This is a genomic window from Bacillus sp. TH25, from assembly GCF_016650935.1.
GTDB lineage: Bacteria > Bacillota > Bacilli > Bacillales > Bacillaceae_G > Bacillus_A > Bacillus_A mycoides.
Genome location: NZ_JAEKEU010000009.1, coordinates 1,050,759 through 1,068,956, shown reverse-complemented (window position 1 = coordinate 1,068,956; position 18,198 = coordinate 1,050,759). Strand labels below are relative to the sequence as shown.

The window sequence follows — 18,198 nt, the reverse complement described above, 5'->3', positions numbered from 1 at the left end:
CTTATTGTGATTCCTTATTGAGCTAATCTACTCCGTTAGTGGAAGAAGGATTTTTAAACAATTATATTATTTTTTAATTTAGAGATGATTATAATTTTGAGAAAGATGATCCCCAGGAAATTGCAGAAATTATCAATGTTAATGTAATCTCCACAATTACTTGTATACAAAGATTGTTGCCTAATCTAAAAAAATCAGAAAATGGGAAAATTTTGCTGATAGGTTCAACAGCTGGTCTAGAAAATACTGATTTTACGCAAGTTTCATTTGTGGCTTCAAAGTTTGGATTGCGCGGTATCGGCAATTCTTTACGGGAGCATCTAAAGAAGTACGGCATAGGTGTAACATGTATCAATCCAGGTGAAATAGCTACACAAATTCCTTATGAAGACGGTATAGAAAAAGTTATATCGACTTATAATGGCACACAAATTCCACTCCAAGATATTGTTTTATTGGTTAGATGTGTAATTAATCTTTCTAAGGCTTCTTGTGTAAAAGAAATTAATATTCCAGCGATGTTTGAAACAAAAGTCTAATTAATCAGTTGAATTCCTTAAAGTTCAGATACTTAACTACTGATAACACTGATTATGTGAATGGAAAGTCCCTTCAGAAGAAAATGAAGGGACTTTTAAATGTTTTTCGATACTTTGGTTTTATGTTAGTGAAAAGTGCTTTCATGTACAGAAAACACCTTTTCAGTCTACAACTATTTTTTTACAGTCTAATACTTTTTTCTATAGTCTAAAACATTTTTTTAATGAGACACTAAGAGCACTCCGTTTCCTATTTGTTCCACAAACGGGCCATTTAATTGAATAAGACTACACAAAAAGTCGCTTTCCCTTACGTAAGGAAAGTGTCTTTTTAGATAGATTTCCCCCTTGTTATCAAGCTATTTACTTTAAGTTCCTTTGACAAATTTCGGAAATGTTGTTGACTATTAAGTTGAACTGTATTAAGTTGTTATTAAGTTGAACTATATAGTCGAACTGAATAAAGGGTGAGGATATGAAACATAAATTATTACCGTTGTCTGAAACAATGCATTATATTTTATTAGCTATGCGTGAGCCACTCCATGGCTATGCCGTAATGCAGAAGATAGAAAAGATAAGTAAAGGTACTGTTATTTTAGCAGCTGGTACATTATACGGTGCAATTGAAAACTTGAATAAGCATGGTTGGATTGAACCTGTTGGAGAGTTAGGTCGAAGAAAAGTTTATATGATAACTGCAGAAGGAAGCGCCATTTTGAAAATGGAACAAAACAGGTTATTACATATTTTATCTCTGTACGAAAGAAGTGAATCCAATGAAAAAATTTAAGATGTTTTTTGATATTGAAAAAGAGGAGCAATGGCTGAACGAGCAATTACAAAAGGGCTATCGTTGTACAAATATTAGTGGATTAGGAATATACACTTTCGAAAAAACTGACAAGAGATATGTTATGCGACTTGATTATCAAGATTATTTACCTAAGAAAAAGTTGGTTGAATACAAAGGGATATATAAGGATTTCGGTTGGAACTATATAAAGGGGCCCCGGCTTAGTGGAATACGATATTGGCAAAAAGAAAATGATGATCAAAATGAAATCTTCTCGGATCGCCAATCAAAGGATAATTATTATAAAAGATTAATGGGTTATTCATTTTGGTTTGGTACGCTGTGTTTAGCTTATTCTTATATGTTTTACAAGGATTCGGGATTATATCATGAAGGTCTTTGGAGTATGAAAGATTCATTATTTTGGAAGGCATTTTTATTTGAAACTCCATTTGTCCTTGTGAAGTTGTCTCCCACACTTCTGTTTGTTTTTTTGGCTAGCATTTTCTATAAAGTTTATCGAAAGTATTCAATGTTAAAAGAAAAATAAACGTTTTTGAAATCTTCCAGAATCGGGCGCGATTGTTGAACATGAAGTCAAAGGGCGATACATATTAGTCATGACTAATATGTATCGCCCTTTATTTTTTATGACTTTTTAAAATTTAGGTCTTGATAATAAATTAAACAACTTTATTATCTCTGCTTAGAAGAAATGTCTATCTTGCTTTTATTTTTGTTAAATATGTAAAGAAAGTCTTGTGTTTTAAAAATCGCATTGCTATAATATAAACGTAATAGGATTTAACAATAAAATAAAAAATTAATCAGTTCGCATATAAGAGAAGACCTCAATATGCGCCATGTCCTTAGGGGACGTGTGCGTGTATTGGGGTCTTTTTGCGTTTTGCGAACAAAAACACCCGGAGGTGCAGGAATTATGTTGAATTATTTGTCTGCAAAACTTATGACAACATCGGTAGGAGATTTTCTACTGGCAAAAAGTAGTTTTGAGAAGGGTCTTACTGGGCACACCAGTGGTACGAGTGCTGAAACTGTACAAAAAAGCATGAATACCCTTGTAACAACACTAATTGGTTTTGGTGGTATTTGGGTAGTTGCTTGTGTTGTATTCGCAAGTATTAAACTTTCTGGTGCACAAGGGAAGAACCCTGAAAACCGTACACAAGCCATGGTTGGTTTAGCTTGTGCGGCAATTGGAGGCTTTGTCATGATCAAAGCATACGACATCGCTGCTTGGGTTACAAAAATCTAACATAAGAGTTTGTAAAAGCTCTCCTCTATTTGGGGAGAGCTTCTCTTATACAAGGGAGGAAGCAGAATGAGAAAAGTAACCGTTCCTGTTGATATGACTTCGGAACAAAAAACACTATTAGGTGTGCTGAGCAAACGCCAATTGATTTATCTATTAGGTGGCGGAGCATCCCTTTATTTATATGTACCATTCTTATGGCGGCTATTTGCACCTTTTAATTCGGTAGTAGCATTTTTTATTTGCTTAATTTTAGCAATACCAACGGTAGTAGGTGTAATAGCTTTTGCTTTTATTTATAAAGAGAAACAACACATGTATCTAGATAAGTTTTTCCTTATCAAAATGCGTAGCCGTTCTGAAAAAGGCAAGTGGAGAAAAGGGTACGAGCCAACTACATGGGTAAAGGAGACGTTATAGATGTTAGAAATGATATATTTTGCGGCGATAGCCATTGTAGGATTTTTCTTTTATCGGAAAATGAACGGGAAACCGCTGTTTGGGTCTAAAAAAAAGGGGAAAAACCAGAGTGGGATAGAGAAACACATTGCTGAAAACGGCGGAAAGAAAAATAAAAAGAATATGCCTCCTAAATCAGAAGTTGATGAGGATAATGTTGATTTCTTTAGCGCTTTTGTAGAAGACATTAAGGAAATTGACAATCATATGATTCGATATCATGATGACACATTTGTCCTAATCGCGGAAGCACATCCAGTAAACTATTACTTACTTTCCAACATGGAACAAGAAGCAATTGATATCAAAATTGAATCATGGTTAACAACATTAGAGTTTAATACAAAAGTATATATACAAAGTAAATTTGTAGATTTAACAGATCCTGTACGAAAAATGACAGAAACGATGAAAGGTGCGAAGGACCTTACACCAGAGACAATACTATATGGTCAAGAAGTTATCGATAACTTAGAGTACTGGCAACGTTCGCAGCCCCGATATGAGCAAAAACGTTATTTAATTTACCCATACAAGGTGGATATTAGTACGATTACAGCTGATACAGAGGAAGAATTGGAAGAAAAGATTGTAGATAAAGCGTTTAACGAATTATATCGTCGTTATAATGCTTCGCGAAATTTATTATCAAAAGCAAAAATTAATGTAGAAATGTTAACGAAAGATAAATTGATAGAACTCTTATACGTAGCGTTTAATCGCCGTAAAGCTGTGAAAGCGCGTTTCCAAGATTTAATTGAAAATGAAAACTTCTCTCTGTATTCAACAGGTGAAACAAATGAGAGAAAACTAGAGTTAATAAAGAAAGTTCTAGCAGAAGAAAAAGCTGAAAAATCAAATAATGGGGTGGCGTAAATATGAAGTTGTTTGGAAAGAAGAAAAAAGAAAAAAAGAAATTAGAAGCAGAAGAGAAGGATGAATTGGAACTAGAGGAGGAAGAGCAGGAGCAAGAAGAGGTACCCACTCAATTAGATAATCAAACAACCGTGTTTGATGTCATTGCCCCAGAAGGCATGAAAATTGATGCAGAAGACTATGGGGTGATTAAACAGTCTTTAGGAAGTAATACCTTCTTCCGTCCGTTTTATATTCCACGTGATGGATACCCTCGTATGATGCAAACCAATTGGTTGAACATGTTAACTTCAGCTGGGGAAGTCGATGTCATGATTGATATTCATAAAGAGCCAAAAGCGAAAGCGATGCGATCGTTAGATATGCAGCTAACGATGTTACGTTCGAACCTTTCTTTCCAACGCACAAGAGGAAACATTGACCAAGAAAAAGACTTAGATGCAAAAATTCAAGATACAAACAATTTAATGGATGAAATTCAATTTAATGAGAATGACTCCTATATGGTGAGCACGATGGCTGTTGCATATGCAGAATCAAAGAAAGAATTAGACGTTTTATGTGAGTATCTTGAGGATGAAATGCAAGCATCACACTTTAAGATAGCAAGTACTTGGAATCGTGTGAAGAGTGGTTTAAAAGCGGTTATGCCACTAGGGGCACCGAATACGCTGCAAGATACATATCGAAATATCGATAGACGTGCGTTATGTACGTTTGCACCGTTTGTATCAGGATCCGGGAGATTTAATGGTGGTATACCAATAGGAAAGAATAAAATTACTGGGCAAGTAGAATTTTTGAATTCGTTCGGGAATGCAGATTATCGTCCGCCAAACTATAACATTGGTGTGACCGGGATTTCGGGTTCGGGAAAAAGTTTACTTTTAAAAATGAAATTAGCTCGTGAAACGTCACTTGCAGATACACATGCAATGATTATCGATCCAGAGGGAGAATTCGTAAAAATTACAAAACGTCTAGGCGGTATTAACTTAAATATTTCACCAGAAAGTAATATCATTATTAACCCTTGTGCAATCGCGGTAACAGAACTTCAGATTACAGATAAAGATGAAGAACTAGAAGCACTTGAACAATATGATAAGAAAGAACTCATAGAACGTGATGGCGTGAAGTATGTAAGATTCGTACCAATTTTAGAGAAAATTAATGAAATACTAGGATTCTTTGACATTATTATTCGTGGACAAGATTTTGATCAACCAGGATTAAATGTATTCCAGCGTACGATGCTGGAAGATGCGATTCGTGAAGTGTTTGATAAACATGGCATTACTTCCCACCCTTCATCTTTATATGCAGATGAAGTGAAAAAGGTGGATGGACAATTAATTCAGTCTCAAGTGAGAAAGCCTGAGCCAGAGTTAAAAGAAATCTACGATGTAATAGTAGAACATCATGGGGACGATGTGAAAGCAGAAGAGTTAATTGCCGCGATTCGTCCGTTCTTACGTGATGGTTCAAAACCATTATTTGATGGACAAAGTCATTTTGGTCGTGGTGTGGAAACACAGTTAAATGAATCACGTGTTGTCAACTTTAATATTAGTCATTTAGAAGAAGGATTCTTAAAACCAATCGCCTTCCACGTTATCCTGAACTATATCTGGGAGCATTGGATTAAGAGTCCTGAACACGCTATTAAGAGAAAAGTATTATATGTGGATGAAATGTGGCAGTTTATCGATTATGAACAGACGGTTAACTTCTTAGAAAAAGTAGCACGTCGTTCACGTAAAAGAAATGCCGGCATGTGTTGGGCAAGTCAGGACTTTGTTCGTATTTTAGAAAATGTAAAAGCGCGCGGTATCTTGCAATCCACTTTCTCTTATTTCTTCTTAGAACAAAATAAGATTGATAAGAAAAAGATCCAAGAGAACTTTAACTTAACTGCTGGGGAGCTTGATATTATTCTCAACAACCCAGGAAAAGGAGAAGGAATCTTCCGTGTAGGGGATAGCTCGGTTTGGATTCAAACAGATCCATCAGACAAAGAAATGATGTTCATTGAATCGAATGAAGCAGTACTACAAGAGCTTTTAAATAACATGAAGAAAGTACAAGGGTACGCAGGGTAATAGCGTACCTTTGAAAAGGAAGGTGAAATTATGCTAGAGAAAATAGTAGAGTGGGTCGGAGGCCTAATTATTGTTTTAGTGAAGGCTTTTCTTGGTCCGGTTTATGCGACTTTGGATCCTCTTCCAGTCTTAGTGTTTGGGGGAAATGGGACAGAAGGAAAAGGGACAAATTTAGATTTCTTATTTTCGGGAGATTCTCTAACCAAAGTATTAGACACAGGTATGCCTGTCATGTTTAAGTTTGTTGCTTTTTGTGTCCTCATCAGTGTAGTGATTACGGCTGCAAAATATTCAGCGACAGCTATTAATCCGAATAATCGAACGGCATTAATAGAGTATGCGAAAGATTTAATGATTATCTCGATTTGTCTTTGGCATTTGGATTACTTCTATACTCTTATATTTGATATCAATTCGTGGGTAATAGTAGAGTTCAGAGACGCTATCAATGGAGTAAGTGGTGGGAATTTTGACCCGGATAAGGGTACTGAATTTCTACAGCCTGGATTTGGTGGGGCTGGACTTACAATTACTGAGCTGAGTCTGAAGGGTCATGAAAAGGACTATATGTTTATTATATTTGGTTTGTTTATAGAAGCTGGTCTCATCGTCTGGGCAAACTTTTACTATTTAATGCGTGCGGTGTCACTATATGTCTTAATGTTAATGGGTCCTTTAATGGTAGGTATGTGGCTATTCCCACAAAAGAAACAACAGACATTATATTGGATACGTGAATTTATGGGGGCAGTGTTCATACAAGCGATTCATGCGATTACCTTATGGCTCATTATTTCTTTAATTGGAGCAGCAAATAGTCCGTTACTCAAATTAATGTTACTTGCTATGTTTATCCCAATAGGTGAGATTGTGAAAAGTTTTATTGGTCTTAGCACCAATGCATCAGGTGGTATTCATAAAGCGGGTACGATGATGGGGATGGGTGCCTTAGCAAGTGTGGCTGGGCTGGTTAAAGGTGTTCGTGACGACTACCGTAATTCGAAAGCGAAACCTAATGATAAAGGGAATAAAGAAGAGACAAAAGAAGATGCTGACAATCCCAAAAATGCATTGGGAGCGAATTTAGGAACAGATATTGGTACAACATCTCGTGCAGCTCGTATGTTAAAAGCAGGGCAAATTGGAAGTTCAATTGGTAAAGCGGCAACGGGACTTGCGGGTATGGCCGCAGGAGCTGGGCTTGGACCAGAAGGAATGGCAATAGGGACAATGGTTGGTAGTAAAGCGGGTGGAATTACTGGTGCAGTGGTTGGTAGAACTGCTGCTACAGTCGGCGAAGGAGCTGTAGCGTTAGGGAAACATATTGGTTCAAGTGTGAAGAAGGGTGCGGACACGTATTCAAATTTAAATGGAGAATCCTATCCAGAATTAACCGATGAAGATATTGCACAGGATTTAGCTACAAAAGATTTTGAATCTTGGAAAGCGGATAATCCTGATTCAGCAGTTACGAGTCGATTAAAACAAGCATTTCCTGGTGCTTCCGATGCAGAAATTGCTAAGAAATTAGCGAAAACCAATAGTGATCAAATGTCTCATTTCAAAAATCAGCGTAACCAAGATTTACAAAGTATGAAGAAAAACGCTACACCATATGGAAACGCTAGAGATCTAGTAAATGCAGCAACAAATGCATTCCAAAAAGGATATGAGGCAGACCATAAAGATACGTTTATGAGTCAACTGCCAGAAGGTATGCCAGTTGAAGAGAAAGAGAAAAAATGGAATGACCATCTGAACTCAAAAGTACAAGGATTTAGAAATCATGCAGAACAGGCGGCAACAAAAGCTGGAGCAATGCCAGTTGATGCAAAAGATAAGCAAGGAAATAACTTGTTTGATAAGTCCTATGTGAATAAAGATGCTTTTGCTTCTCAACTTGCATTAGGAAAAGTCGGAAAAGCAGTTGAGGGTGTAAAAGGAGAAACGTTAGAGAGTGGCCATCAAAACATGGGACAGGTTGGTGCTCTTGTAGGTGCTTCAACCGCTGCGTTTAAGAAAGCATATAGTGCAGATCATAAGGCTGGATTTATGAAGCAATTGCCTGCGGATTTACCACAACAAGAAAAAGAAGCGGCATGGAACAAACATGTAGGCCACAAAGTACAAGGGTTCGAAAATCATGCCCAAAAAGCTGCGGAGCAAGCAGGTATTGTTCAGCAAAAAGATGGAACGAAATTTGCGAATAAGGAAGCATTCGCTTCTCATTTATCACAACAGTTACAAAAAAATCCAAACTTAAATGCAATGGGTGTATCCAGTACTGCGGGCATTCAAAAGGCAGTCAATGGCGTGAAAACACATGGTTTGACAAGTGGATATGGAAGCCAGAATGCCAAACAAGTAAGTAATGTTGGGAACCTGGTACAAGCTTCTACGGAATCCTTTAAACAAGGATATGCAGCGGAGAACAAGGCAAACTTTATGAAAAACTTGTCTCCAACTATGTCTCCAAAGCAAAAAATAGAAACGTGGCAGGCACACTTGAATGAAAAAGGAAATGAATTTAAAACAGTCGCTCAGCAAGCAGCAGTACAAACTGGAGCGATGCCAGTACAAGCAAAAGATACGAGTGGTAAGAGTCTACATGCCCAGTCGTATATCAATAAGGATGCTTTTGCTTCGCAATTAACGAAAGGTTTACAGAGTCATGCAACCCTTGGGACAGTGAGCCAACAAGTAAGCTCTGGGATTACAAGTTTTATTCAAGGAGTTAGATCACACGGTGTTGCTGCAGGTGGTGCAATCAATAAAGCTGTGTATGCAGCTACACAAACGCAAGCGAGTATGGCGAGTGCAGGAAATCTTTCCGTTTCTGAAATTCAACGTTCGTATGCAGATGCGTCTGCAGGTGTAGCAAGTATTGCACAAAGTGCTGGCAAAATGTCTATCCCCACTTCAGCTGTGGGACGTATGACACAGCAAAGTAAGATGGTAGGTATAAGTATGATGGAAGGTGCCAAACACCTTGCGCATATACAGGGATTAGAAAACGTATCAAAAGCATACTTTAATGCGTCAGATACTGTTCAGCAAGCTGGTGGAAATGCAGTACAAAAAGCGATAAGTGGAAGTGCAGCCGCTGTTCATACTTCATTAGGAGGTAACGCAGCGGAACGCCATTACAATGTCACAAAAGGATTAAGCTATGCTGCTGGTGTGATTGGTGGCGCAGGTGCTTACCAAGCAGCTGCACGTACGGTAAGTAAATATAACCCGTACAATAAAGCAGTTCAAACTGAAGCAAAAGAAATTCAAGAGATTCAGAGAATGGTACCAACAACAACAGACCATACAGGAACGCAATCTGTTGCCAAAGGGGCTGTACGTTTAGTTACGACGAATAACAAGTCATGGATTGAAGCAAAAGATTCCAGTGGAATGACACAAGTTGTATCTCGTTATGGTAGTGGAGATAGTAGTATTCGTTCTGGACAAATGGTATATCAAGATTTAAATATTGCAGATGGACAGCTGACGCAGTATCGAAATGGTATGAAAGCCTCCCCAGCATATATACAAGATTCAAGTGGTGGGAAAATTAGTATAAATCGCTCGATTAATACTAATCCAAATCAATTGGTAGGAAATCAAAATCCAAGACCAATACAACAGAAACCAGTGATAAGTGAACCACCACTTACTGTGAGTCATAAGGTAGACAATGGCCACTTCTATATGTCTGACTTAGATCAAGGTGGATATAAGAATGTACAAATGGTCGTAGAAAGAGACCGTAGTTATATGGTGGCTACCACAACAGAAGGTACAGTTTCACGTATCTCACCATTCGGAAAAGGAGATACACGTTTACAAACAAACCAAAGAATTGAAAGAATCTGTGAAGTAACAGATAGCAGTATTAAACCAAAAGAAGAAATTTTGGTTACACATACACAGGACGAAGTAGTACGTGCAGAGACACAACTGAATTTATCAGAACATGACCCGCAAAATCTGATTCCATTTGCACCAAACCCGCGTTTAGCACAGCGAAAAAGACGAAATGATGAGTATGGAAAGTATGGTGTGACAAGTCTATGAGTCAGAACCCAAACGATCCAAATGAACAGAAAAAAAGCAATCCCTTAAAAGATGTAGCGTCTCACTTTATCAAGAAAAAAGGGATGCAAGCTGGCGGGAAAATGGCAAAATTGGCAGGAAAAGCAGGAAGGGCGGCAGCGAAAGCTGCTGCCAAACTGCTAAAAAAGGCAACGCTTAAAATTGTAGGGTCAATATTAGCCGCGGTTGGATTACCTGCAGCTATCATTATGTCGCTGATTATTGTGGTGTGTGTCATTTTAGCATCTCTTGTACCGTTTACAAAAGATGAAAGTAAAACAGAAGAACAAGTGAAAAAGTATATGGAAGTAGCGATGGCTTTAAATGTGGATTGGAAAGAGGTTGTCGCTTTTGACATGGCGCGTTATGATAATGACCTCACCGGTAAAGATCCACATGATGCGATTTCATATTTTTTGGATATCCAATATGAAGAATATACGGAAAAAGAGGTATGTGAGGCAGGACCAAACGGTCCTTGTGAAAAAAAGAAAAAGGAGATGCAAAAAACAAAATCTGAGAGTTACTCCGGACCAGATGTAAAAAAGATTTTAGGAGATACAGATTTTAAGAAAAAAATAGATGAGATTAATGCTAGTGGTAGTAAAAAGGTGACAACCTCTTCTCATGGGCTAGAGAAAGCGATGGAACTTGCAAAATTTAGTGAGAGTCAAAAAGATCGTGCACGTGAGATATTAGCTGCAGGGATGTTAGAGGGAATGTATGGACATCTAGCCCCAACTGGTGGATTTATCGGGGGCATGTGCGTAGGTGCTGTTAGTCCTGGCGGAGAGCCTGTTAATATCAATGAAAAAGTAACAGGTTATCTTCCAAAAATTAAAGAGATGGCAGAAAAACATGGTGTTGCTCAATATGTTGGTATTCTGGCAGCTCAAATGATGCAGGAATCAGCTGGAGCAGGAAATGACCCGATGCAGGCTTCAGAGGGGCAATATGGGGACATGAGCTCATCTTGTATAGGTGTAAAGGGAAATGCTCGTGTAGGGTGTATTAAAGATCCCAATATTTCTATAGAAGCAGGTGTACGGGAATTTAAAGATGTACTAGGAAAGGCGAATGGTGACATTGCTCTCGCTTTGCAGTCTTACAACTGTGCGACACGTTCCTAACTGAAAAGGTTAGGCGCTGATTCAATATTCAGCAGAACTATTATTTCGAGAAGTCAAATGATAGGGTAACGCCTTGAAGGGCTTCCTCTGATACTCCGACATGCAGCATACAAAAGATAAGCCTGTAGTTGTGTGAAGCTCGGTGAAGTCGGCTGAGAGCTACCGTTAAAGTATCTCGATACTACGAAAACTGTCCAGCGGTGGATGGTGTAGCCTATAGGCCGGGAGTCTAAAAAGCACTCATGGGTAGAATGGATTCAACAAAACCAACGGGTAGGCAGAATCTGACGAATCTTCGAATGTACGGGTCTAGAACGATGACACATAGAAATGTGTGTGCCACGAGCGTGGTGCTGATGTGGATAAGTAAAAATAGTTGTTATGAAAGTCCATATGTCGTTATAGGCGACATCAAGTCAGTAGGCTTAAAGGAGAACCCTAAAAGTGTTATGCATAGATAGAAATAATGGAACGTGGAAAGCCACCAACATGGAGAACTTATCTTCGAGGAAGTGTTTGAAGGGAAGGTGTTTGTGAGATTAGCAAACGTATAACCTTCATTTATGGTGGTGAGAGTGATGGCATAGTACCGGTGAAGCAATGGAAACATTGCAGAGGGATAGCCATTAGTCTGATGAAAGATTGACCAACCGTTTCAAAAAGCTACGCAGTCGAATTATAAGGTTCTTGTGAGACTAAAAAAGGTAAACTCTGAAAGGAGATCCGACTTATAAAGAAAACTGAAAAGTTTAGACACGCTGAATATTATGATATGCAGTCTACACTAGATGACTTGTATCAGCAAAGTCAAAACGGTAACAACTTTTATAAATTAATAGGGCTTATGAAGATGGATGAAAACATACGTTTAGCATATCGAAATATAAAAAGAAATATGGGAAGTCTGACAGCTGGAACAGATGGAATGACAATTAATGATATTAAAATGCTTTCAACGGATGAAGTGATAGAAAAAGTAAGAACGATGTTTGGTTGGTATGAACCACAATCTGTAAGACGCGTATTTATACCAAAACCAAATGGAGACCGTAGACCTTTAGGGATACCAACCATATGGGACAGATTATTTCAGCAATGTGTATTGCAAATATTGGAACCAATATGTGAAGCGAAATTTCATAACCATAGTTACGGTTTTCGCCCTAACCGAAGTACACATCATGCACTAGCGAGAATGAAATCTTTAGTGAATAGAAAAGGAAACGGATTTCACTACTGTGTGGATATAGACATTAAAGGTTTCTTTGACAATGTGCATCATGGAAAACTTCTAAAGCAATTGTGGACGATAGGTATACGAGATAAGAAATTACTTTCTATCATTTCAAGACTACTGAAAGCAGAAATTGTAAATGAGGGTGTTCCTCAAAAAGGTACTCCGCAAGGAGGAATACTAAGTCCGCTTCTATCTAATATCGTACTCAACGAATTAGATTGGTGGGTAAGTAACCAATGGGAAACGATAAAGACCTCACATCCATATAAGGGAAATAGTGAAAAATATCGAGCGCTAAAGAAAAGCAAATTAAAGGAATGTTTCTTAATTCGATATGCAGACGATGCAAAAATATTATGTCGTGATTATGTAACGGCTTTAAAAATGTTTGAAGCAACAAAAGACTTTCTTAGAACACGCCTACATCTGGATATTAGCCTTGAAAAATCAAAGATTATAAATTTGAGGAAAAAAGCGAGTCACTTTTTAGGCTTTACAGTTAAGGCAAATAAGAAAGGAAACAAACATGTGGCTCATAGCAGAATGTGTGTGAAATCCAGAAAACATGCGTATAGCAAGCTGAAAAAGGCTGTTAAAGATATAAGCAGAGAACAAACACCGGAATCAGTATGGCGATTTAACACGACTGTAATGGGAATACAAAATTATTATTCAGCCGCCACACATATAAATCACGATCTAGATCACATGAGTTGCCATCTCATAAGAACACTCTATAATCGACTGAGGCGAGATTGGAAAAAAGCCACTAAGAGTGACATGTCGACTGTATTAAGGAAAAGATATAAACGATACAATCCTAAATTGTATAAAATCAAAGACATCGTATTACTACCTATCCATGCGCAGAAGCACAAACCGGCTAGAAATTTTACTCAGTCTATCTCAAATTATACAAAAGAAGGTAGAGAGAAAATACATGATACGCTAAAAGCCGTAGATAGGGAGACACTCCGACATGTACAGCGTTTTTATATGAAGCATCGAACAGTAGAATACAACGATAACAGAATTGCAAAGTTTATTGCACAGTATGGAAAATGTGCCATTACGAAACAAGAAGTTGGATTAGTAGGTTGGCACTGTCATCATAAAATTCCGTTGGAATTTGGGGGACAGGACAATTATGAGAATCTGGTAATTGTACTAGAAGACATACACTTAGCAATTCATAGCGATGATTCAGATAAGGCAAAATCAATCTTAAATAAGTACGACATTATTGAAGATAAGAAAGTGATGTTTGACAAGCTGAGAATATCAGCGCGTCGACATCCTATCTTTTCTTCAATACAAAAGTTGGTCAATTGAATTAGATGGAGCGCCGTATGAGGTGAAAGTCTCACGTACGGTGTGAAGTGGGGGAAAAGGTGGAGATGATGTCAAAACCTTACCTATCACTATTTGGCGAAGGTTTTATTAGTTACGCTTTAGCAAAGGGTGGCTATTCAGAAGAAACAGCTATTGAGTTCTCAAGAAGTAAAAATCATTTAAATCCAGATGGTTGTAAGGATCCGAATAACTTCAGGACAAAGGTTAATGCGTGCTACGGGGATTTCACATATGTTTCCAAAGTTTTGAAATATTACAAAGATTTAGGTTGTGTGGCGGATGTATCAGGCGAATGGATTTCTGATAAAGGTTGGAAATGGCCAACGAAATCAGGTCGTATTACAGATACGTTTGATGCGGTTCGTGGTGGAAAACAACATAACGCTGTAGATATTGGGGCCATGACCGCCGGAAAAGCTGGAGACCCTGTGTGGTCGATGGAAGTTGGTATTGTAACGAACCAAACAGGAAATGTAAATGGTGGTGGTTTAGGTGTTTATGTAGACCATGGCAATGGCATTGTATCTCGCTACTTACACTTGAGTAAAATATCAGTTGCACCAGGAACCATGGTAACAAAAGGACAAATCATTGGGGAGATGGGCGGTTCTAACTATAATAAAGATACTGGTTTACTTAATATGAATGGATACGCTGTCCATTTAGACTTCCAAATTCGTATTAATGACCAACCAACAGATCCGATGAAATTCTTTAAGAAAAATGATGATCCAGGATTATCATCAGGCGGTTCTCCTGTTATGACGAATGACAAAAGACAAAAGGTACTAGCAGAAGCGAAAAAATGGCTTGGGCAAGGAAAAGTTAGATATGTATTAGGGAATCGTAATCCACCAGGCGGCACTTCAGATTGCTCAGGATTTACGCAGTATGTCTTTAGAACAAGTATAGGTGTGCAACTTGGAGAGTGGACAGGTGCTCAAGTTGGACAAGGTAAACAAGTACCAGACATTAATCATGCACAACCAGGAGACCTCATCTTCTATGAAAACCCAGGACACGTTGCAATTTATATGGGGAACCAGAAAATGATTCATATTGGTGATGATAAGGGTGTACAAATTACAGGTCTAAACTATACGGCAAGAGGACAACATATGACTCAAATTCGTAATGTTATAGACTGATAAGGGATGAGAGAAGATGAAGAAAGTAATCAATATTTTGTCCAATATGCCTCGTAAGTACTTGGTGGTATTGGGGGTCATAATTTTAGTACTAGGTGTAGCTACCTATAATACCATTCATCGTTACATGATGAAATCACAAGTACAAGAGGAAGAACAAGTAAATCAAGATGAAATAGAGATGCTTGGAGATAAGCCAAAGGGATTTGATACAAAAGAAGAGGAATATATCGCGAAAACAAAAACAGTAGAAGACTTACTACGAAAAATATCTTCCAGCAGTTATGATGTGCCATATTTGTTTACAAAGGCTGGATTTGGTATTGAGCCAATGAAAATGACAAGTAATGAGCGCATGCTTGCTACAGAAGCTGTACAACGATATTTCCTGCATGGAGATAAATTCTATAATGCTCGTATTACAAAAATAGAACGCGGAAAAAAAGTAGATACGTACCACATTGAAGTTCAAATTCAACAAGTGAATTTCCTTGAACCACGTCAATTTAAAGTGCAAGTCAATCAATATGCACAAATTGTAACACCAATTGAACAAATTCCGCACGGGCAAGAAGAAGTACCAGTGGATTAAGTGGAAAATGAGGGTTGTGGAAGAAAAAACACAACCCTTTCTAAAAAAATAAAGAGTACCCTAAAATTATTTATTGAATATTCATAATTTTCTGATATAATAAAACCATAGCTAAATGAAATCTATATATATAACTGATTTGAAATAGATATGGAGGAAAGAAAAAATGAGAATGTTATTTGGAACAGCAGCAAACTTTTTTGCGGGATATTCTTCTGGAAGGGGATCAGGATTTTTAGGGACATTATTCGGATGGGCTTTGTTTTTGGGTGGAGGATATCTATTAGTAGAACATTGGGACAGTATCACGGCTTGGATGCATAGTTTAAATATAGTGCGAGGATTAGACGGTTATGAAGACATGAGTAATGGGTTCATCTTTGTATGCTTGGTCGTAAGTGCTTTTATTTTTATGCTGTTGTTGCCGGTCTTTGCCATATTAATTGTAGTAGCCGTAGTGTTAATGAATATTGTAGTTTGTACCCTTGTACTGCTAACATCGCCAAGTACATACACAAAAAAGAAAAATAAGGAGAGTGAGTGGGAATGAATACAATTCTAGTATTAGGTGGATCAAATGGTAGGACGTTAGAAAAACTAGCGAAAAAAAGAGATTGTCAGGTGATTTTTCATGACGGAAAGAATCATGGTGGCGTAAAGAAGACTTTTCGTAGTGTCATTAAAAAATGTGATGTCATTGTTGTGCAGAAAGGTGCATGTGGCCATGTATCTATTGATGTAGCAAAGGAATACGCAAAGAAGTATGATGTCCCGCTTCTATTTAATCAAGGGTTTGGTGGAACGGGTGCGTTAGAAATAGGTTTAAAACACCTGCAGGCAGCGTGAGATTAGTAGGAAAAGAATATTTCGGTTTATAAATCATAAAATTTTTATATGCAGATTATATTTTGGTAGGTTTTAATAATATATAATTTGAATTTCATTCAGGATGGGGATTCAGTATAACAAAAAGTAATGAATAAAAGAGAAAATCCCTGCGGGGACAGGGACTTTTTAGGAGAGATATTGTTGTCGTACAATGTCGAAATATGGCGGATTCGACGAATTAATATTATCACGAATTTTCAAGTAATTGCGGTGGCTGATGTGTCAAAACTGTGTACGATTTTCATATAAAAGCGTTATTTGGTCGGAAAGGGGGACTATGATGTATCCATTTTATGTAGATGGCAAAAGGGTGTTTTCATTCTCTTACAAGCCAAGTAAAGGTGTTGTTAAAGATGATGATACTGGCAAATGGTACGAAATAACTGAAGTCGAGCAAGGTCGTGGTCGTAAGGTATACGGTAAGGAAACATGCAATTTGGACAGTTGGGATTGGAAACCTTACAAAAATTAATCGAAAAGGGGAATTTATATGTATACAAAAATAGTTAAATACGAAAGAAACGGAATTGGAGCTTGGGATAAAGAGTATAGCAGTATGGAAGTTTTAAAAGAAATGAAACCAACGGAGAACGATTTTTTCGAGAATATCTTAAAAATAGAGGGTAAATTGTACAAGCCTTGCAGCGCGTACGGTGAATATATAGCAGTTGATGAAATTAAAATCAACTACAGTCCTAATGCGGATGTTAGAAATGAAGGTGGTGTTGAATGTCCATATTGCGGTTTTGCTGATCAAGATACACATGAGTTTTCAAGTAACTCAGGCGAAACGGAATGCACTAATTGTGAATCGGAAATCAAATACGTAATAAACGCCGTTATTAATTCGTTAGGAGAATGTTTAGAAGTTATATGTCATACGGGTCCAGTTAAATTAAATGAACCTATCGAACTTTAACAAAATAGTTATTTGGGAGAAAAAAGTTGGCCAAAATTTATTAGATCCAAAACACTGTAATAACAGTAAAGGTGGAATGAAGGATGGAAAGTAATGAGTACAAAAAAGGTTATTTAGAAGGGCAGTTGGATGAAGCGGAAACTGCATATCACAACTTGGCTTCAATCCTTAGTCATATTAATGAAGAACCATCAGATTTTGCTAATGAATATTTGGATGAATTAGCAAAATTTTTAACAAAACATGGTCGTTTGTAATTTATAACAAAATTCTTATTTAACAACAAATAAAAAGAGCGCATTTTTATATGCACTCTTAGTAAGATAGGTGAATGTCTCATGAGATATAAAAAATTCAAAAAATCGTAATCAGATTTTCATGAGTGAATTTTTTATATTGTATTCGTTACTTGGAGTTATTGAGCCTGTCACTATAAAAATAAAGAGCGCTTTTTAAGGCGCTCTATGACCAAGACTCCTATCGAAAAGCTTACCATGATTAATGTATGTATGATTTTAATGTATGTGCAGTTTTTTAATAAAATCCTTATTTGAACGTAAAAAACCCTAGAGGGGACTAGGGTCTTTTACATAATAAATCTTTCTGTTTTTAAAAGGACCTACTGAAGATAACACATGAATGTTTCATAAATGTATCAAAAAATGAACGAAATCTTTATTTCATAACAAGCGAAAAAGAGCACACATATAAGTATGCTCTTCGACAAGAAAGGTAGATTTCTATGAGCGGAGAGTCTCCATACAATAACATATGCTTGTCCAGTTAAAAGGTGACAAGTTTTT

At 37.3% G+C, this 18,198-nt stretch carries 14 protein-coding genes and 3 pseudogenes; all 17 read left to right on the top strand.

What is annotated here, in order from left to right; all coding sequences use genetic code 11:
- Positions 1 to 77: 77 nt before the first annotated feature.
- Positions 78 to 539: pseudogene (locus JFT89_RS09860) on the top strand (SDR family oxidoreductase); the annotation flags it as partial.
- Between the two features lie 475 nt (positions 540 to 1,014).
- The gene (locus tag JFT89_RS09855; protein ID WP_002069545.1) at positions 1,015 to 1,332 is read left to right on the top strand and encodes a PadR family transcriptional regulator; all 318 of its coding nucleotides are present in this window, start codon (positions 1,015 to 1,017) and stop codon (positions 1,330 to 1,332) included.
- On the top strand, positions 1,319 to 1,885 hold the full coding sequence (locus tag JFT89_RS09850) for a DUF2812 domain-containing protein (RefSeq protein ID WP_016094988.1): 567 nt from the start codon (positions 1,319 to 1,321) through the stop codon (positions 1,883 to 1,885). Before JFT89_RS09855 ends, JFT89_RS09850 begins: the two co-directional genes overlap by 14 nt.
- A gap of 306 nt (positions 1,886 to 2,191) precedes the next feature.
- On the top strand, positions 2,192 to 2,611 hold the full coding sequence (locus JFT89_RS09845; RefSeq protein ID WP_201039872.1) for a hypothetical protein: 420 nt from the start codon (positions 2,192 to 2,194) through the stop codon (positions 2,609 to 2,611).
- 66 nt (positions 2,612 to 2,677) lie between these two features.
- The gene (locus JFT89_RS09840; RefSeq protein ID WP_002139686.1) at positions 2,678 to 3,028 is read left to right on the top strand and encodes a PrgI family protein; all 351 of its coding nucleotides are present in this window, start codon (positions 2,678 to 2,680) and stop codon (positions 3,026 to 3,028) included.
- A complete protein-coding gene (locus tag JFT89_RS09835) occupies positions 3,029 to 3,943 on the top strand; it encodes a hypothetical protein (protein WP_201039871.1) in 915 nt (304 codons plus the stop codon).
- A 2-nt stretch (positions 3,944 to 3,945) separates the two neighbouring features.
- Positions 3,946 to 6,045 carry a VirB4 family type IV secretion system protein gene (locus JFT89_RS09830; protein WP_201039870.1) on the top strand — a complete coding sequence of 700 codons (2,100 nt, stop codon included), beginning with the start codon at positions 3,946 to 3,948 and terminating at the stop codon, positions 6,043 to 6,045.
- A gap of 30 nt (positions 6,046 to 6,075) precedes the next feature.
- Complete coding sequence (locus JFT89_RS09825; protein ID WP_201039869.1) at positions 6,076 to 10,110, top strand: TrbL/VirB6 family protein; 4,035 nt, start codon at positions 6,076 to 6,078, stop codon at positions 10,108 to 10,110.
- Positions 10,107 to 11,240 (top strand): annotated as a pseudogene (locus JFT89_RS09820) (lysozyme family protein); the annotation flags it as partial. The gene JFT89_RS09825 and the pseudogene JFT89_RS09820, both read left to right, overlap by 4 nt.
- Before the next feature lie 790 nt (positions 11,241 to 12,030).
- Complete coding sequence (ltrA, locus tag JFT89_RS09815; protein ID WP_201039868.1) at positions 12,031 to 13,827, top strand: group II intron reverse transcriptase/maturase; 1,797 nt, start codon at positions 12,031 to 12,033, stop codon at positions 13,825 to 13,827.
- Between the two features lie 92 nt (positions 13,828 to 13,919).
- A pseudogene (locus JFT89_RS09810) lies at positions 13,920 to 14,996 on the top strand (NlpC/P60 family protein); the annotation flags it as partial.
- A 16-nt stretch (positions 14,997 to 15,012) separates the two neighbouring features.
- On the top strand, positions 15,013 to 15,588 hold the full coding sequence (locus tag JFT89_RS09805; protein ID WP_201039866.1) for a hypothetical protein: 576 nt from the start codon (positions 15,013 to 15,015) through the stop codon (positions 15,586 to 15,588).
- A gap of 166 nt (positions 15,589 to 15,754) precedes the next feature.
- Positions 15,755 to 16,138 (top strand): hypothetical protein, encoded by a 384-nt coding sequence (locus JFT89_RS09800; protein WP_201039865.1) that lies wholly within the window; start codon positions 15,755 to 15,757, stop codon positions 16,136 to 16,138.
- The gene (locus JFT89_RS09795) at positions 16,135 to 16,434 is read left to right on the top strand and encodes a DUF2325 domain-containing protein (RefSeq protein WP_002169762.1); all 300 of its coding nucleotides are present in this window, start codon (positions 16,135 to 16,137) and stop codon (positions 16,432 to 16,434) included. The genes JFT89_RS09800 and JFT89_RS09795 overlap by 4 nt, the downstream gene beginning before the upstream one ends.
- Before the next feature lie 319 nt (positions 16,435 to 16,753).
- Positions 16,754 to 16,948: a hypothetical protein gene (locus JFT89_RS09790; protein WP_242488380.1), complete on the top strand. Its 195-nt coding sequence runs from the start codon at positions 16,754 to 16,756 to the stop codon at positions 16,946 to 16,948.
- A gap of 18 nt (positions 16,949 to 16,966) precedes the next feature.
- Entirely contained in the window at positions 16,967 to 17,395 is a 429-nt protein-coding gene (locus JFT89_RS09785) for a hypothetical protein (RefSeq protein ID WP_201039864.1), read from the top strand.
- An 83-nt stretch (positions 17,396 to 17,478) separates the two neighbouring features.
- Positions 17,479 to 17,652 carry a hypothetical protein gene (locus JFT89_RS09780; RefSeq protein ID WP_201039863.1) on the top strand — a complete coding sequence of 58 codons (174 nt, stop codon included), beginning with the start codon at positions 17,479 to 17,481 and terminating at the stop codon, positions 17,650 to 17,652.
- The last annotated feature ends 546 nt before the right edge of the window (positions 17,653 to 18,198 follow it).

Excerpts from the sequence above, each read along its gene's own strand:
- ltrA (WP_201039868.1), top strand. The coding sequence starts at position 12,031 with ATGCAGTCTACACTAGATGACTTGTATCAGCAAAGTCAAAACGGTAAC.
- JFT89_RS09800 (WP_201039865.1), top strand. The coding sequence starts at position 15,755 with ATGAGAATGTTATTTGGAACAGCAGCAAACTTTTTTGCGGGATATTCT.
- JFT89_RS09805 (WP_201039866.1), top strand. The coding sequence starts at position 15,013 with ATGAAGAAAGTAATCAATATTTTGTCCAATATGCCTCGTAAGTACTTG.
- JFT89_RS09780 (WP_201039863.1), top strand. The coding sequence starts at position 17,479 with ATGGAAAGTAATGAGTACAAAAAAGGTTATTTAGAAGGGCAGTTGGAT.
- JFT89_RS09855 (WP_002069545.1), top strand. The coding sequence starts at position 1,015 with ATGAAACATAAATTATTACCGTTGTCTGAAACAATGCATTATATTTTA.
- JFT89_RS09835 (WP_201039871.1), top strand. The coding sequence starts at position 3,029 with ATGTTAGAAATGATATATTTTGCGGCGATAGCCATTGTAGGATTTTTC.
- JFT89_RS09830 (WP_201039870.1), top strand. The coding sequence starts at position 3,946 with ATGAAGTTGTTTGGAAAGAAGAAAAAAGAAAAAAAGAAATTAGAAGCA.
- JFT89_RS09785 (WP_201039864.1), top strand. The coding sequence starts at position 16,967 with ATGTATACAAAAATAGTTAAATACGAAAGAAACGGAATTGGAGCTTGG.
- JFT89_RS09795 (WP_002169762.1), top strand. The coding sequence starts at position 16,135 with ATGAATACAATTCTAGTATTAGGTGGATCAAATGGTAGGACGTTAGAA.
- JFT89_RS09790 (WP_242488380.1), top strand. The coding sequence starts at position 16,754 with ATGATGTATCCATTTTATGTAGATGGCAAAAGGGTGTTTTCATTCTCT.
- JFT89_RS09845 (WP_201039872.1), top strand. The coding sequence starts at position 2,192 with ATGCGCCATGTCCTTAGGGGACGTGTGCGTGTATTGGGGTCTTTTTGC.
- JFT89_RS09840 (WP_002139686.1), top strand. The coding sequence starts at position 2,678 with ATGAGAAAAGTAACCGTTCCTGTTGATATGACTTCGGAACAAAAAACA.
- JFT89_RS09850 (WP_016094988.1), top strand. The coding sequence starts at position 1,319 with ATGAAAAAATTTAAGATGTTTTTTGATATTGAAAAAGAGGAGCAATGG.
- JFT89_RS09825 (WP_201039869.1), top strand. The coding sequence starts at position 6,076 with ATGCTAGAGAAAATAGTAGAGTGGGTCGGAGGCCTAATTATTGTTTTA.